Genomic DNA, 16,805 nt, shown 5'->3' with positions numbered 1-16,805 from the left:
ACCTTGAATGTTTTGTATTCTTAAGAAACATGTCTACATTTATTATGTAGAACATAACTACTAAATGCATCACGTTATGAATACCACGTCCCATGATAGGCGACTATTGGTTGCAGGCAGCTTATTTTCGCAACTGCCGCTTGTTATGGAAATTAAACAGCAGTACCAAAACACAGGTCATCCGCAAAACATCATTGTATAACTTATCAACTGACACAAATGATCCTTTTTAGAATTTGCTGCGCTCTTTTACTCCTGTCAGGGGTACAGCAAGCCTACAGCCAGGACGCCGGCTTTACGGTATCGGGTATTGTGCGCGACTCCTCCAGCCAGGAAGTGCTCATCGGGGTAACCGTCTCCGTAAAAGGCAAACCCACTGTGGGTACCATCACCGGTCCTGATGGTCGCTATACCTTAAAACTTACTTCCGGCAACGAAAGCCTCCTGTTCCGCATGCTGAACTACACCCAGCAGGAAGTAGCCGTCAGCAACCAGGCGACGCATAATATATTATTATCGTCCTCCTCTTCTCAATTAGGAGAGATACTGATCGTGGGTTACACGGAACAAACCAGCAAAAAGAACACGGCCGCTATTTCCAAACTGGATGTAGCAGAACTGAAGAACAACCCGAATCCGAACCCGGTGCAGGCATTGCAGGGTAAGATCGCAGGCGTTTCAATTCCCATCACGCAGGGGCAGCCCGGTATTGGCGCTACCAACATTGTGATACGCGGTGGTACAAAACCGAACGTGTACGGCTCGGGCCTCGGTAACAACAACGGCGCGTCTGTTGGATCGGCCGACGGCAGTGCGCCACTGGTGATCGTAGATGGGGTGATGCGTTCTATGAACGACGTAAACCCAGACGACATTGAGTCGCTGCAGGTGATGAAAGACGCGGCATCCACCGCGATTTACGGTGCCCGCGCAGCAAATGGGGCCATCGTTATCAGAACGAAGAAAGGTCGCCTCAATACCAAATCGACGATCACACTCAGTCACCGCACGACATGGGAAACGCAGGCACGGGACTACGATTACCTTTCTGCCGAAGAATATCTTCGCCTGGCTCGTATCACTGTTTCCAACACATCAGACGCTATCGACAAAAACAACCTGTTATACAATGCAGGCTTTTCTGCCGGTACCCGCATCTTCACAAGACCGGGTGATTACGGCAAAAGCGTTTACCTGACGGCCCTGTACGACAACATTCTGCAGGTAGAAGGGCAGGAGTATGTAGACGGCCTGCTGAACCGCGGCTGGCGGGTGATGGATGATCCTATCAACCCGGGGACTAAACTGCTCTATGCCGACAACCAGTACCAGGACCGGCTTTGGAACACGGGTGTGAGTAATACCGACAATTTCACCATCAACGGTGGTACTGATAAAGCTGACTACAACTTTTCCATGGGTTACACCAACCAGAAGGGGGTGCTGGTGGGCACAAAGTATCGCCGTTTCAACGCGCTTGGCAACTTTGGTTTCCAGGCGTCGGATAAACTGCGGCTCGACTTCATGCTGAACTTCCAGAACGTGCAGCCGAACTATGTGGATGCTTACCAGAATGACCTGGTGAGAGCGATCCGTATCACGCCGCTCATCCGCCTTTTTAAAGATGATGGTAATCCAACTCCGGGCGAATTGTACACGGTACGTAACCGCTTCCACACGCTTAAGTACGACGACATGCGTACGAAGACGGAGCGCCTGGTAACACGCGCCGCGGCCGACTGGACGATCGTGAAGGGCTTACATTTCAGGCCGGCGGTGTCGTACCTCATCGACGACTATACGGAATTGTTTATGCGCAAGGCTACGCCTTCAGATGAGATTCAGCCGTCCATGCAGCGCTGGAAGGACGATTATACAAATAACTCCAGGCAGCTGATGATCGACGCCGTGCTGCAGTATGACTTGACGGTTGCGCAGGATCATCACATCATGGCACTGGCCGGGGTTAACTACACGCAGAACAGGAACCACGTAAAGGATATGGGTTCGCAGCGTGCTACCAATGACTACATCTACACGATTAATGAGCCGCCTACCACGGTGATCAATGGTTCTGTGTTTTCCAACGTTGGCGACTTTGCAACCAACCTCGGAGAAAGACGCACAGCCAGTATGTTCGGGCAGTTCAGTTACGATTACAAGATGAAATACCTGCTGGGCGGTAGCTTACGTTACGATGGGTTCTCGAACTTTGCGCCGGACTATAAATACGCGTTCTTCCCGTCGGTATCCGCCGGGTGGAATATCGATAATGAAGACTTCTGGCCACGCAATAATACGGTGAGCGGCCTTAAGATACGCGCGAGCTGGGGTGGGACCGGTGCCAGCGATCTCAGTTTATCGGATACCTACGGCGAGTATAGTGCGGTAGGTTATGCCATGTACCCTGGCATTCTCCGCTCTGGCCTGGCCAACCAGCGCCTGCGTTGGGAAGCAACTAATACGACAGACGTGGCGATCGAAGCTAGTTTTCTCAAAAACAGGTTGAATCTTTCGGTAGACTTTTATAATAAGCTGACTAAAGACAGGCTCACCTCTAAACCACTGCCATCGGAGGCGCCGTTCACTTCCATCACTTACAACAATGGTGCATTGCGCAACCGCGGTATAGAAGTGGCGCTGGGTGGATCGGTAGTGCGTACGAAACACTTCAACTGGGACATGAACCTGTCTTTTGCGTTCAACCGCACAGTCATAACTCAACTACCCGACAATGGCCGGGAAAAGAACAGGCAGGGCGGCGATATCATATTCGACAAAAAGACCGGCAAGGAAATACGTGCGGGCGGACTGGCAGAGGGTGAACGTCCTTACGGCATCTGGGCATACAACGTACTGGGCGTATTCGCTACCGATGCAGAAGCTGCCGAGTGGAACAGCCGTGTGAAGGATAACATGGCATCCCCACAGGGTATCATTGTAGGTAAACGTGGCGGCGACTTCATTTTCGAAGATGTGAACAGCGACGGGGTGATCGACTCGAAAGACCAGGTGTTTATGGGCTACCGTAACCCCGATAAGATCGGCGGTATCCAGAATACGTTCAGCTATAAAGGTTTCTCCCTGCGGGTGAATGCCGATTATGCCATTGGTCACCTGATCAGTAATGGCGCACTTGCCCGCTCTATGGGACAGGCCAGGGCCTTTAACGAAGGCGCGCCTGCACAGGCATTGGCGGCAGATGTGTGGAAGAACCAGGGCGATGCAGGCAGGAAGTATGCTCGCTTCTCCTTCTCCGACTATGACTTCGGGCAGCGCAACTATCTGCGTAACGGATCACTCGGTAACAACAGCAGCTATAACTCGGACGTATCGGTGATGTACGAAAAAGGCGATTTCCTGGCCCTGCGCGAGATCACGCTTACGTACGACGTACCGCGTGATATTACCAAAACCTTCCGCTCATCCGGGCTGAGTGTATTCGCGAGCGTGTACAATGTTGGCTACCTCACCGCATACAAAGGCCTGAACCCGGAAATCTACAGCGGTTTCGATCCCGGTGGTTATCCAAGACCCCGGCAGTTTTCACTTGGTGCTAACCTGAAATTCTGATTATTATGAAAGGATGGATGATAAAAATAGGCTGCCTGGCCGTGATGGCCTTCAGCTTTCCCAGTTGCGATGCAATACTGGAAGTAGAGCCGCAGTCGAACATTACCGAACAGGTATTCTTTAAAAACGAAAGCGATTTTGAACCCAATGTAGTCGGTATATATACCGTGTTACGCAGCCTGGTAAATAACAATACTTATGGAATGGAAAGGGGCGAGGAACTGATTTCAGCCTCTAACTCCCGCTTTACCGTGGCCTGGTCACACACGCTGTCGCCCTCTTCCGGCGCGCTCAACTATGCTGAATGGTACAGGGGCATCGGTCACTGTAACCTGCTGCTGGAGAAAATAAAGGGCTTCTCTTTCAGTGCTAACCCTGACCTGAAAAAGAAGATTGTGGCAGAGACTTACGCACTGCGGGCGTTCTTTTACTTTCACCTCGTACGTGTGATCGGCGATGCGCCGATTATGCTGGAAGCGGTGGTAAACGACAATGTACCGCAACTGCCCCGTTCCCCGGCGGCGGATGTGGTAACGCAAATACTGGCGGATATTGACGCGTCGCTCGAACAGTATACGAGTATGGACAACTTCGTACGCAGCAGTTATCCGTCGAAGTACCGTTTCGCTTATGGTTCGGTACAGGCGATGAAGGCGGATGTGTTGCTATGGAGTGCGAAAGTAAACGGTGGCGGCGATGCCAGCCTGCAACAGGCTATCACCGCCATCAATGAAGTGGAAACGACGGGTCTTAGCCTGAACGAAGACTTCGCCGCCGTAACGGGTACCCGCGCATCTTCCAATAAAGAAGTGCTGATGGCTGCCTACTACCAGCGTGACGAAACACCGGGAGGCAACTATGCAAAAAATGCATTGCCATTTCTGTCCATCGTGCAGGGTGCCACCAACCTCGACAAACTCCCTTATGCAGTATCGTCCGGCAACGCGCAGGGTGCTTACCAGATCAGTCCTTTATCTAAATCGTTGTTCACGAATGCAGCGGATAAACGCATTCCGTACACCTGGGTAGTGGAGATGCAGGGCGCCGCACAGCGCGTATCCTGGATCACGAAATACCCCGGTACCAAGTACAGCGACGACCGCATTCCCGATAACGACCTGCTCGTATACCGACTCGCCGATGTGTTCTTGATGAAAGCGGAAGCGTATGCCGCACTGAATGACCTGACCAACAGCGTTAAATATCTCGATACAGTAAGGCTGCGCGCAGGCACCGGCCGTTACGCAGGTGCAGTCACGAAACCCGCTATCGAACGCGAAATACTGGACGAGCGCGGTCGTGAACTGTTCTTCGAAAACAAGCGCTGGTTCGACCTGGTGCGGTTCCATAGAGGCGGCACGATCGACGTATACAAGTATGTGCCTAACCTGGCAGGTAAAACAACGCCGCTGTTCTGGCCCGTGAACAGTACGGTGATCGCTAACAATCCAAACATTGATCAGACAGATGGCTATTAATATCAAATCCATAAAAATGCTGCTTCCCTTACTCGCATTCATGATGGCGTGTAACGATGATAATTCGGAACGCATCTATCCAAAACTGGAGCCGCCTGGCTCGGTATTGTCCTACGTATTTCAACAGGGCGGCGACGGCTATAGCTGCTTTCGTATTCCCGCCATCGTAATGACCAAATCGGGCACGCTGCTCGCTTTTGCCGAGGGGCGTAAGAATGGCTGTGGCGACGAAGATGATATTGACCTCGTGTTAAAACGATCACTCGATACGGGTAAGACCTGGAGCAAGTTAAGCGTGGTATGGAGCGATGCAGAAAATACCTGTGGCAACCCTGTGCCTATTGTTGATCGCAACACCGGCAAAATAGTGCTGCTGATGACCTGGAACCGTGGCGACGACGCTATCGGCACCATTAACGCCGGAACAAGTAAAGATACACGCCGCGTTTACCTCACCTCTTCCTCCAACGATGGTGTGAGCTGGGAGCCGGTGAAAGAAATTACTTCCAGTGTGAAGAAAGCTGGTTGGGGCTGGTATGCAACTGGTCCTTGTCATGGCATACAAACTGCAGCCGGACGTATGATCGCACCTTGCGATTACATTGAAGTAGGCGCTGGCCGCCGTGGTAATTCGCACGTGATTTATTCTGATGATGCAGGTGTTACCTGGCAGCTCGGCGGCATCGTTCCTACAGTGGAGGGTGTTAATCCGAACGAAAGCACGGTGGCCGAGCTTTCCGGGGGTAAGTTATTGCTGAACATGCGTGTTGGGAACAACGAGAACCTGCGCATGTCAAGCACCAGCACCGACGGCGGTATTACCTGGAGTACGCCTTACAATGAGCCGCAACTCATCGATCCGGTTTGCCAGGGCAGTTTGCTGTCGGCCACTATCGGTGGCAGTTTGCAATTGTTCTTTTCAAACCCGGCAGCCACGACGCGCAGAACCATGACGATCAAACTGAGTACAGACGAGGGCGCAAAGTGGGACAAAAAGAACATAGTATTCGACGGTCCGGCCGGTTACTCCGACCTGGTCCAGCTGTCGGGTACACACATCGGGTTGCTGTATGAAGCAGGCGTGGCGAAGTATACGAACGGTATTGCATTTAAATCAGTGGCGATTGCCAACATTAAATAGTGAGGCATGAGAAGATTATTATGGATACTGATGATCGGTTGCGCTGGCTGTCATACTGCCCGCCAGTCGCAGCAGTCGGTGGCTTCCCCTTACACAGTGGTATTTGAGCCGGGTGGCATTTATGCATCGATGCGTATTCCCGCACTGGCGATAACGCCTGGTAACACGTTGCTCGCATTTTGTGAAGCGCGCATCGGCAACGCGAGCGATTGGGCAGATATGCATCTGTCACTGCGCCGCAGCACGGATGGCGGAAAAACCTGGCTGCCCGTACAGTTACTGGATAGCATGAAGCAGGCACCCGTGGGTAACCCGGTGCCGATCGTGGATGCACAAGGTACCGTACACCTGTTGTACCAAAAGGACTATGCACAGGCGTTTTACATCTTCTCCAAAGATGAAGGGCGCAGCTGGTCGGCCCCGGTGGACATTACGAATGTATACAACGAATTTAAGCCGGAGTATAACTGGAAAGTGCTGGCGCCCGGTCCGGGCCACGGCATCCAGCTAAAGAACGGAAGATTGCTCGCTGCCATATGGCTTGCCAACTCCGCTAAGGTTACGCCACGCAGAAGCCATGCACCATCCTGCGTAGCCACCATCTATAGCGACGATCTCGGTAAAACCTGGAAGCGTGGTGCCATTGTCGCCGACAGTTCCGCCAGCATCTCAAATCCCAATGAAAGCATGCCTGTGGAACTGCCCGATGGCCGTGTGCTGATGAGCATTCGTAATCCATCTCCGGTGAAGCGACGCGCCTTTAGTATCAGTAACGACGGCATCAGCAACTGGAGCCCTCCGAGGTTTGCGGATGAGCTGTTTGATCCAACCTGTATGGCGCCCATCGCTGCGGTAAAAGTGGGTAAACGCCCGGCGCTGGTGTTTATCAATCCCGACAGTCGTCATATCGCTAAAACGCCCCGTCGTAACCTCAGTGCCAAACTATCTTTCGATAATGGTGAAACCTGGCCGGTGAATCATGTGCTGGACAGCAGCGCTGCCGGTTACAGCGATATCGCCGTAGGGAAGAATGGTGACGTGTACTGCCTGTACGAAACGAATACCAATAACAACAAGGGCTTCAATTACAGCCTGGTGCTGAAAAAGATCAACATATCCAGCTTAAGTAAATAAAAGAACATGAGAATAAAAGGATTGGTTGCTGCAACGTTCAGCACTTTCAACGAAGATGGTTCATTAAACCTTTCATTGATCCCCACACTGGTAGACAAACTGATCGGCGATGGCGTTCGCGGTGTATTTATCTGCGGCACGAACGGCGAAGGCCCGAATCTCACGATAGAAGAGCGCATGACTATCGCGGAAGCCTATGTGAAGGCCGTGAACAAACGTTGCCTCGTACTGGTACACGTTGGTCATCCTTCGATAGCGGAAGCACGGAAGCTGGCGGCACATGCACAGCAAATCGGCGCAGATGCTATTTCCGCAGTAGCAGCATTCTACTTTAAGCCATCGTCTGCGCGCAACCTGGTGGATTGTATGGCGCAAATTGCATCTGCCGCTCCCGCAATGCCTTTTTACTATTATCACATCCCGGTGATTACCGGCGTGGCAGTAGACCCACTCGACTTCCTGCAGATGGCGGAAGAGCGTATTCCCAATCTTGCGGGAATTAAGTATACATCTGCCACGATTCATGAATACCAGGCCTGCCTGAATTATAAAGACGGCAAGTTCGACATTCTGTTCGGGTATGATGAACTGCTGTTGCCTGCACTGGCCGTTGGTGCGGAAGGAGCGATCGGCAGCACTTATACTTTTGCGGCTCCATTGTATTTGAAAGTGATGGAACACTTCCGTGAAGGCCGGCTTACCGAGGCCCGCCAGTTGCAATACCAGGCCGTAAAGATGATCCAGTGCCTGCCGAAGTATTCACCTATCCCGGCTCAGAAAGCGATCATGAAAATCATGGGCATCGACCTCGGTCCGTGCCGCCTGCCGCTCACCACGTTGGGCGATAAAGAAGTGCAGGAAATTCACACCTACCTTGATGAAATAAATTTCACGTCCGTGCTGCACGCGGTAACGTCGCCCGCTAACGGCGTCGTGGCCGGACAGCCGTCATAAACACAATACCATGAAAAAATATTGCTTTCTCATCCTCACCGCCTTTGGTTTTTGGGCCTGTAATAAAGAAGAAGGACAGTCCGGCGATACCGTTATCAGGGAAGTAGTGTTCGAAGGAGAACGGGAAGAGATCAGCGCCGGCGACAGTATCAGGTTTAAAGACTTCTCTACCGGATATGTCAATAAATGGAAGTGGACCTTCAAAGGCGGTACGCCGTCCAGCTCTGTTTTGTCCAGCCCTACGGTGCGTTACGATACGCCCGGCGTGTATGAAGTGACGTTAGAAGTGATGAACAAGTTCACCAGCAAAACACTCACGAAAACCGAGTACATTAAAGTGGACTACAATCGCGTAAAGGCCGACTTTTCAAAGAAGGCCGACGTGTATTTCACCAACGAAACGGCTTCCTTCCGCGACACCAGTACCGGTAAACCCACCAGTTGGGAATGGGAGTTTGTACCGGTGAAAGGCGGTGCTACCGTGCGTTCTAACCTGCAACATCCATCGCTCGTGTTTACAGATACCGGCTATTATGATGTAACACTTACAGCCTCCAATCCCCAGTACTCCGATAAAGTGACGAAGACCAGCTTTATCCGCATACTGGACGCAGCCGCTATCAATGCGGACTTTGGTGCGGTGCAGGCGGCTACCTACGCGGGCGGAGAAGTAGCTTTGAGAGATATGTCGGTGGGTAATGTAAACACCTGGGAGTGGAATATTACCGGTCCGGAAACACATACCTCAACAGCACAGCACCCCGTGGTGAAACTTATGCTGCCCGGCCGGTACAAAGTATCGTTAAAGGTGACAAACCCTTACAATTCTTCCGTCAAAGAGAAAGAGAACTTCCTGTTCGTGGCACCTGCTGCAGACCTGGCAGCATTCTTCTCCTTTAACGGTAACCATGCAGATATTGGTCCGGACGCGATTGCTACCAGCACCGTTGGCGGCGGTGTAAGCTTCGGAGAGGCCGACCGGTGGGGCATTGCAGGTCATACTGCTACCTTCAATGGTGCATCCGGCGTGATTGCGGCCAACCATGCGGCGACGAATTTTGGTACGGGCAATTTTACGATTGCATGTTGGGTGAAAACTTCGTCCGCCGCCCGTATGATGATCTGGCAGGAGTCGGGCAAAACCGGTACGAACGATAATCAAACCTGGATACGCATTGGCGACAACGCTACCGACCGCATTACCCGCTTTGATGTGGAAGACAATACCGGTTCTACTTTCGTGAACCTGGCTGCCGCCGTCGGCAGGTTGTCTGACGGGGCATGGCACCAGGTGGTTTGTGTGCGCGAGGGTACGGCGACTACCGTTTACATTGATGGAACCAGGCGTGGCGGTGCTACGGCCAACGGTTTAAAGAATGTGTCGAACGACCAGGACTTTAAGATCGGGTTCCAGGAAGGGGCTACGGCTAATTCCAACTTCTATAACGGTAACATCGACGACCTGTTGATTTACCGCCGGGCATTGACGCCCGCGGAGGTACTGGCTTTGTTTAACTTATAGCAATGAAGCAACTGCTTTATTTAATATTGATTCTTTGTATGGCAGATAGTTGTGCGCCCGGCGTTCAAACCGGGTTTGAATGGAATACCTTGCCCGCCGTGCCCGACAGCACTGGCTTTGCCGGCTCCTTTGCAGGCGCTGCGGGCGAGGTTTTGCTCGTGGCAGGTGGTGCTAACTTCCCGGATGGCCGTACGCCCTGGAACGGTGGTAAAAAGACCTGGTATGATAAGGTATTCGTGCTGGAGAAACCAGACGGCGCCTGGAAAGAAGCCGGGAAGTTACCTCGCGCACTCGGCTACGGCGTATCAGTCGCCACGAAAGAAGGGCTGATCTGCATTGGCGGCAGTAATGAAAACGGGCATTATGCAGATGTATTTCGCCTTCGATGGGAGCAGGGACAATTACTGATGGATACATTGCCTTCACTGCCCGTGCCGCTCGCGAATACCTGCGGTGCGTTGGCGGACAGCTGTATCTATGTGGCCGGTGGCTTACATCTTCCGGGTTCTGCAGAAAGTGCGGGTGACTTTTACATGCTGGACTTACGAAATCCTATGGCCTGGCAACAACTGCCCACCTGGCCTGGTCCGTCGCGTATGTTGGGTGTCGCCGGCGCTATCGGTAAAGACTTTTACCTGTTCAGCGGGGCCCACTTGCATGAAGGCAAACGTACCTATCTGAAAGACGCCTACCGCTACCGGCCCGGTGCCGGCTGGCAGTCTTGCAGTGATTTGCCCGTATCCACCGTTGCCGCCCCTTCGCCTGCCTGGAATAATGGCAGCGAATTATTCATCTTTGGGGGTGACAGCGGCCGTGATGCAGACAGTGCCAGTGTGCTGAAAGAAAGACATCCGGGCTTTTCGGAAATGATCATAGCATATGATGCGCAGCGTAACGACTGGCGCAAAGCGGGCGATGTATTCACCCGCAAAGCAGCGGATGCAGTAAGTGCGCCGAATAACAGCATATTGGCGCCAGTTACAACTACGTTTGCTTACTGGAACGGGCTGCTCGTATTTCCAGGCGGCGAAGTACGCCCCGGCACCCGCACGCCGAATGTGCTGGCCGCCACGTATCAACATTAATGGTATCTTGAACATGATGAAGAACGCAAAATATTACCCCTGGCTGGTGGTGGCAATGCTGTGGGGCGTGGCCCTGCTCAACTACCTCGACCGGCAAATGCTGTCGACCATGCGGCCATCTATACAGGTGGATATACAGGAGCTGCAAAGCGCTACAAACTTCGGCAGGCTGATGGCCATCTTTCTGTGGATATACGGACTGATGTCGCCACTCTCGGGCATGATCGCTGATCGTATCAATCGTAAACACCTGATCGTCGGCAGTCTGTTCGTTTGGTCGGCTGTTACCTTGCTGATGGGCTACGCCACCGATTTCAGTCAGTTGTACTGGTTACGTGCGATCATGGGCGTGAGTGAAGCGTTGTACATACCGGCGGCGTTGTCGCTGATTGCAGATTATCATGCGCCGAATACCCGCTCGCTCGCAGTGGGCATTCATATGACGGGCTTGTACATGGGGCAGGCGCTGGGTGGCTTTGGCGCCACGATTGCGGCGGCTTACTCCTGGCAGGCCACGTTCCATTGGTTTGGGATTGTAGGAGTGGTGTATGCCGCAGTATTGCTCGTGTTCCTGCGCGAAAAGCGTAACGCTCAACCTGTACAGGTGGAAAAGCAGCCCGTATTCAAAGGTTTCCGTGCACTCGTGATGTTGCTGCCGTTCTGGATCATCTGGCTGTGTTTCTCCATCCCGAGTATTCCCGGTTGGGCGATCAAAAACTGGCTGCCTACCTTATTTGCCGGCAGCCTGAATGTACCGATGGGAGAGGCGGGGCCGATTGCAACGATCACTATCGCGGTATCCTCGTTCATGGGCGTTATCACCGGCGGATTACTTTCTGACCGCTGGGTGCAGCGTAACGTAAAAGGGCGTGTATACACCAGTGCGATCGGGCTCTCACTAACTGTACCTGCACTCTTCCTGCTCGGGATAGGCACTACCACTGGTTATCTCGTCGCCTCAGCATTTTGCTTCGGCTTTGGGTTTGGGATGTTCGATGCCAACAATATGCCCATACTTTGCCAGTTCGTGGCGCCGCGGCACCGTGCTACTGCCTACGGACTCATGAACATGGGCGGCGTGTTCTCCGGCGCTTTAATTACCGACCTGCTGGGCAAGTCGACCGATGCAGGCAACCTTGGGCGGGACTTTGCCCTGATGTCAGTGGTGATACTGGCTGCGGTGTGCCTGCTGCTGGTGTTTTTAAGGCCCAAAACAACGGATTGCCTTACCTGATTGGTCGTGGCTCCAACAATTCCCCTACATTTGCTGTTACCATAAAAAATAACAGCCATGCAAAACTTTACCCTTCAGAACCCGACGAAGATCTTATTTGGAAAAGGACAGATTGCAGCATTACCAGGCGAAATACCCGCTGGCGCAAAGGTGTTGATGTTATACGGCGGCGGCAGTATCAAAAAGAACGGGGTGTACGACCAGGTGAAGGCGGCGCTGAAAGACGTAGAGCTGCTGGAGTTTGGCGGCATTCCGGCCAATCCTGAATATGAAGTGCTGCTGGAAGCACTTGACGTAATCAAAAAAGAAAACATTACTTATATGCTCGCCGTTGGCGGCGGCTCCGTGATCGACGGGGTGAAGTTCCTCGCTGCTGCTGCATTGTACGAAGGTGCAGAGCCCTGGGACATTCTCGCCAACAGGCTGCGTACCGAAAAGGGATTGCCTTTCGGTACGGTACTTACTCTTCCCGCTACAGGTTCCGAAATGAATTCCGGCTCTGTTATCTCCCGAAGGGAAACCAAAGAAAAGTTATCAATGGGTGGCCCTGGTTTGTTCCCGGTATTCTCTATTCTTGATCCGGAAGTCGTAGCCTCTGTGCCTCCCCGCCAGATCGCGAACGGTATCACAGATGCCTATACGCACGTACTCGAACAATACATGACGTACCCGGTGGGCTTCCTGCTGCAGGATCGTTTTGCAGAAAGTATCCTGCAAACATTGGTAGAAGTAGCGCCGGTAATCATGGCTAATCCGGCTGATTACAAAGCTGCCGGTAACTTTATGTGGTGTTGCACTATGGCGTTGAACGGCCTCATTCAAAAAGGGGTGCCGGGCGACTGGGCCGTACACATGATGGGGCATGAGTTAACGGCGTTGTATGGCATCGATCATGCGCGTACGCTGGCGGTAATTGCACCTAGCCATTACCGTTATAACCTTTCTGCCAAAAAAGAAAAACTCGCGCAATACGGCAGGAGAGTATGGGCACTTACCGGCGACAGCGACGAAGCCATTGCCCTGGCTGCTATTGAAAAAACAGAAGCCTTCTTTCACTCCTTACAGATCGCCACCCGCTTGTCTGAATACACGGAAGATTACGCCGGTACGGCCGAAAAGATCGCCGCCCGCTTTACCGAAAGAGGCTGGCTGGGACTGGGCGAGCATCGCAAATTAGCGCCCGCCGATGTACAAAAGATCGTGGAAATGAGCTACTAAAGGATTTGTTAATATTTGGGGGCGGCTTGCTTATGTTTGCCCCCTGTGTTAGATTGTGCTGAAATGGGGCTTTCCAATTTGATCCGGTTAACGATATTGCTCACCCTTTTTACGGTGTTAAGGCTGGCAGCAGTGGCGCAGGTGCAGATAAACGGTACGGTGTACGAACGCACCGGCCGCGCAGGCGTGGCAGGTGTGAGTGTGCGCAGTAATTCCGGCACGGGTACCATTACTGACTCGTTGGGCCGCTACACCATTCGCCTGGCCACCGATGACTCCCTCAGTTTTTCTTACCAGGGTAAACCCACACCTAAGTTCGCCGTTAAGGAGATCAATCACCGCCGCGCATTTGATATCAGTCTGCACATCGACATGCACGTACTGCAAACGGTAGAAGTGCAGCACAAAGGTTATCGCCAGGATTCCATGGAGTTCCGCAACGAATACCGTAAGATCTTCGAATACGAGCCGCAATGGCTCAGCGGCGCCAACGGCGCGAATGGAGTAGGGGTTAATCTCGACCTGTTGTTCAGTATCAAAAAGATGAAACGCATGGAGGCTTTCCGCCGCTACCTCGAGCGGGAAGAGCGTGATAAATATGTGAGCCACCGCTTCAACAAAGGACTGGTGTCACGCATCACAGGCCTTACTTCTCCTGACCTGGATTCGTTCATGGTCTATTTTCGTCCGACTTACTACCAGATACTGTCCTTTCCTTCGGATTATGAATACTACAAGTACATTAAAGACGAAGCTGCGAAGTTTCTCAGGATATGGCGGCGGGAACAGCCGGCATCGCGCATCGTGCCCTGATGCTTTTTGCTTAAATTTAGGCCATGAAGTTGCCGAAGAAATACATCAGCCGTCAGCAGGAGATTACCGAAGCCTACATCGCCGCTGTTAATGCGCATATCGATGATATCGTGGCGGGCCGTGTGAACGACATGATGCATGTGAAGGACATTGCCGCGCAGTTATTCATTCACCCGGTACACCTGAGCAACACCATCCGCCTGTTCACCGGCAACAGCGCCTGCCATTACATGGAAGTGCGGGTGATGGACGAGGCCCGCCGTATGCTGGCCGATCCGTCCCGTACGATTGCCGATGTGGCCAGGCAGCTCACGTTCGACACTTCCAACTTCACTAAATTCTTTAAGTCGCAGGAAGGCATTACGCCTTCACAGTTCCGTAAAACGCTCGTTTAAAGCGCTTTCCATTCACCGGTTTTGATATTTAATTGCCAGGGTTTAGGTTCGGGTAGCCATAATTTGCCGTCGCCTATCTCTACAGGCATCCAGAGGTAACGGGAGTCCCATTGTGTGCCCGGTTTCCATTGGTCGCCCATGTAGATGACAGTCGTGTTTTTCGTGCCTTCTACTTTGATCAGCATAGTGGATTGGGAACTGTAAGTATTGGTAGCCACCGGTGCAATGTCTTTGAACTCACTCCAGGGGCCCGCGAGGGTAGTAGCCGTAGCGAATTTATTGGGGTTAGGTTTCCAGCCGGTAAGCGCCGAGCCGATTGCGTAATACAGGCCTTTATAATGTACGATCGCGCCACCTTCCAACGGCGATTGAATAAAGCTCACTTCTTTCACTACATCCATATAGTCGGCTGATAGCCCTGCGATGTAAAATCCTTTGGTAGGACGGCTTTCGAACACCAGGTAGGGGGTGCCATCATCATCAATGAACTGACCAATATCCCGGCTCTCCTTATCCAGCGGGCGAAAGCTCTTTACGTACTTAAACGGTCCTTCGGGCTTCTTACTTACCGCTACGCCTACACGTGCAAACTTGTACTTGGAATCATCGAGGTGAAAGTACATCACGTAGTTCTTCGTCTTTTTATTATAGAACACTTTAGGACGCTCTAAAACCCAGTTGGGGCCGAGGTTTTCGGGATCCTGCTGTTGCAAGGCATCGCCGAGAAACTTCCAGTTCGTAAGGTCCGTACTTTCGTAGCAGCTTACATAACGCAGTGCTCTGTCAAGCCCCTGGCGCCTTTGCTCACCATACCAGTAGTACCTTTTACCTATCTTGATAATGCCGCCGCCATGGGCCTGAATATGATTGCCGTGCTGGTCGGGCCAAACGCCACCGGGGTCAATAGACGTGCGTTGTTGCGGAAGGGCCATCAGCGTATGTAACAGCAGGCCGGCTAAAACGAGGAACTTTTTCATAACGGAATGTACGATATTATTTAGTCATCTTCTAATCGCTGGTCAGCCGCCGTTGCGTCGCACACTTCAGCCCTGGGCAATGATCCCGGCTATTTCTTTCCGCTTAAAGAACTGCGCCCATCCCATCGCGTTACTGCAATGGATACTGTCTACGATCGTCAGGTCTGGTTTGAACTGGATCACCAGCTTTGCCAGTCCTACATCATTACGCTGTGCAGCGATGTGCATCAGCGTGTATTGGAACTCCGTATACAGGCGATTTACTTCCTGCGGGCTGCCCGATAGCATTGCTGCCGCTTTCTCCAGCCACCCGAGGTCCCAGGCGTTTAATACCGTGTAGGCAGCGCCGTTACGTACCAGCCATTCTGCGGCATCCGGTTGGTGGCAGTATGCTGCGAGTTCTACCAGCGTCATGCCGTTTGCAATGGGTTTATCCAGGTCGCCGTGTGTGAGCCTGTCCAGGCGGTCGATCTGGCCGCAGGCAACCGCTTCTGCAAATGCTACTTCTTCCGGCGGCACATCTTTAAAGCCGATCATCCACCAGGTCATCCCGTCGCCAAGCTTCTTAAAACCTAACTGCTCGTACACAGGCTGCCCCATATCCGACGCGTTCAACGTAGCATAATCGTAGCCTTGTTCCTGCGCATACACGCAAGTGGCAATGGTAAGTGCTTTGCCAATGCCTTGTCCGCGGTACGCAGGGATTACGCCTACGTTGTAAATGCCCGCTACGTCAGAGAAAAATACCGCGCTCTGCCCGACGATCTCGCCATTCAGCTTCGCCAGGAAACGTTGTGCGCGGTCGGGATAGGCGGCCAGTAACCGGGGCGATATCATCGTACCTGCATCTGCATAGGGCAGTGCCGTAAGCGGTGTAATATCAGTCGTATTATCGGCGACAATTGTAAGAGAAGGATTTGCGTCGAAAGAAGATAAGGCGACGTTTAGTGGAAGGTACATCCAGCAAGGCTGCCAGCCCGGCTGAAATCCCCTCGCCAGCAAGCGTGCACCGAGGTGTTCCGGGGCGGGTTGTAATGACCAGCAGCCAATGCCATCAGGCGGTTGCTGCCTGTAACTCACCATCATCTCGTTCAGCAGGTCGCTGGCCCTGTCGTTCGCCATGGTGGGAAACAATATACGGCCCTGGTGCCCGGTGCCGGCATGCGTCCAGCGGAGGCCTTCTTTTTCGAACACTTCGCCGCCTGCGCTAAGGGCGTGCAGCGAGTATAACTGGTAATGGTTTTCCGCGATGCGTTGTTCAAGGTGTTCGGGCATACAAAT

13 protein-coding genes are annotated in these 16,805 nt (G+C 52.6%); 11 read left to right on the top strand and 2 right to left on the bottom strand.

The genetic code is table 11. From position 1 onward, the window contains the following. Positions 1–219 precede the first annotated feature (219 nt). The 11 genes from MKQ68_RS09965 to MKQ68_RS09915 all read left to right on the top strand — a co-directional run bounded on the left by MKQ68_RS09965 (position 220) and on the right by MKQ68_RS09915 (position 14,547). A complete protein-coding gene (locus tag MKQ68_RS09965) occupies positions 220–3,573 on the top strand; it encodes a SusC/RagA family TonB-linked outer membrane protein (RefSeq protein WP_264283162.1) in 3,354 nt (1,117 codons plus the stop codon). Positions 3,574–3,578: 5 nt separating this feature from the next. Continuing rightward, positions 3,579–5,051, top strand: a complete 1,473-nt coding sequence (locus MKQ68_RS09960) for a RagB/SusD family nutrient uptake outer membrane protein (RefSeq protein WP_264283161.1) — start codon at positions 3,579–3,581, stop codon at positions 5,049–5,051. A gap of 16 nt (positions 5,052–5,067) precedes the next feature. Further along, a complete protein-coding gene (locus MKQ68_RS09955) occupies positions 5,068–6,192 on the top strand; it encodes a sialidase family protein (protein ID WP_264283160.1) in 1,125 nt (374 codons plus the stop codon). 6 nt (positions 6,193–6,198) lie between these two features. Continuing rightward, the gene (locus MKQ68_RS09950) at positions 6,199–7,326 is read left to right on the top strand and encodes a sialidase family protein (RefSeq protein ID WP_264283159.1); all 1,128 of its coding nucleotides are present in this window, start codon (positions 6,199–6,201) and stop codon (positions 7,324–7,326) included. Between the two features lie 6 nt (positions 7,327–7,332). Further along, positions 7,333–8,280, top strand: coding sequence for a dihydrodipicolinate synthase family protein (locus tag MKQ68_RS09945; RefSeq protein WP_264283158.1), 948 nt, complete (start codon positions 7,333–7,335; stop codon positions 8,278–8,280). 10 nt (positions 8,281–8,290) lie between these two features. Beyond that, positions 8,291–9,802: a LamG-like jellyroll fold domain-containing protein gene (locus MKQ68_RS09940; protein ID WP_264283157.1), complete on the top strand. Its 1,512-nt coding sequence runs from the start codon at positions 8,291–8,293 to the stop codon at positions 9,800–9,802. Positions 9,803–9,804: 2 nt separating this feature from the next. After that, a complete protein-coding gene (locus tag MKQ68_RS09935; protein ID WP_264283156.1) occupies positions 9,805–10,887 on the top strand; it encodes a galactose oxidase in 1,083 nt (360 codons plus the stop codon). A 13-nt stretch (positions 10,888–10,900) separates the two neighbouring features. Then, positions 10,901–12,121 (top strand): MFS transporter, encoded by a 1,221-nt coding sequence (locus tag MKQ68_RS09930; protein ID WP_264283155.1) that lies wholly within the window; start codon positions 10,901–10,903, stop codon positions 12,119–12,121. A 57-nt stretch (positions 12,122–12,178) separates the two neighbouring features. Beyond that, complete coding sequence (locus MKQ68_RS09925; protein ID WP_264283154.1) at positions 12,179–13,339, top strand: iron-containing alcohol dehydrogenase; 1,161 nt, start codon at positions 12,179–12,181, stop codon at positions 13,337–13,339. Between the two features lie 63 nt (positions 13,340–13,402). Then, positions 13,403–14,152, top strand: coding sequence for a peptidase associated/transthyretin-like domain-containing protein (locus tag MKQ68_RS09920; RefSeq protein WP_264283153.1), 750 nt, complete (start codon positions 13,403–13,405; stop codon positions 14,150–14,152). A gap of 23 nt (positions 14,153–14,175) precedes the next feature. Beyond that, positions 14,176–14,547 carry a helix-turn-helix transcriptional regulator gene (locus tag MKQ68_RS09915; protein ID WP_244839136.1) on the top strand — a complete coding sequence of 124 codons (372 nt, stop codon included), beginning with the start codon at positions 14,176–14,178 and terminating at the stop codon, positions 14,545–14,547. On the opposite strand, the gene MKQ68_RS09910 is transcribed toward MKQ68_RS09915, so the two are convergent. Both MKQ68_RS09910 and MKQ68_RS09905 read right to left on the bottom strand, forming a co-directional pair. Next, complete coding sequence (locus MKQ68_RS09910) at positions 14,544–15,524, bottom strand: family 43 glycosylhydrolase (RefSeq protein ID WP_264283152.1); 981 nt, start codon at positions 15,522–15,524, stop codon at positions 14,544–14,546. The two genes, MKQ68_RS09915 and MKQ68_RS09910, sit on opposite strands and share 4 nt — an antisense overlap. Positions 15,525–15,590: 66 nt before the next feature. Beyond that, the gene (locus MKQ68_RS09905; protein ID WP_264283151.1) at positions 15,591–16,799 is read right to left on the bottom strand and encodes a GNAT family N-acetyltransferase; all 1,209 of its coding nucleotides are present in this window, start codon (positions 16,797–16,799) and stop codon (positions 15,591–15,593) included. Positions 16,800–16,805: the final 6 nt, after the last annotated feature.

This window comes from Chitinophaga horti (assembly GCF_022867795.2).
In the GTDB taxonomy this organism is placed as follows: domain Bacteria; phylum Bacteroidota; class Bacteroidia; order Chitinophagales; family Chitinophagaceae; genus Chitinophaga; species Chitinophaga horti.
Note: the sequence above shows the minus strand (reverse complement) of the source record. Positions and strands in the feature narration are given on the sequence as shown.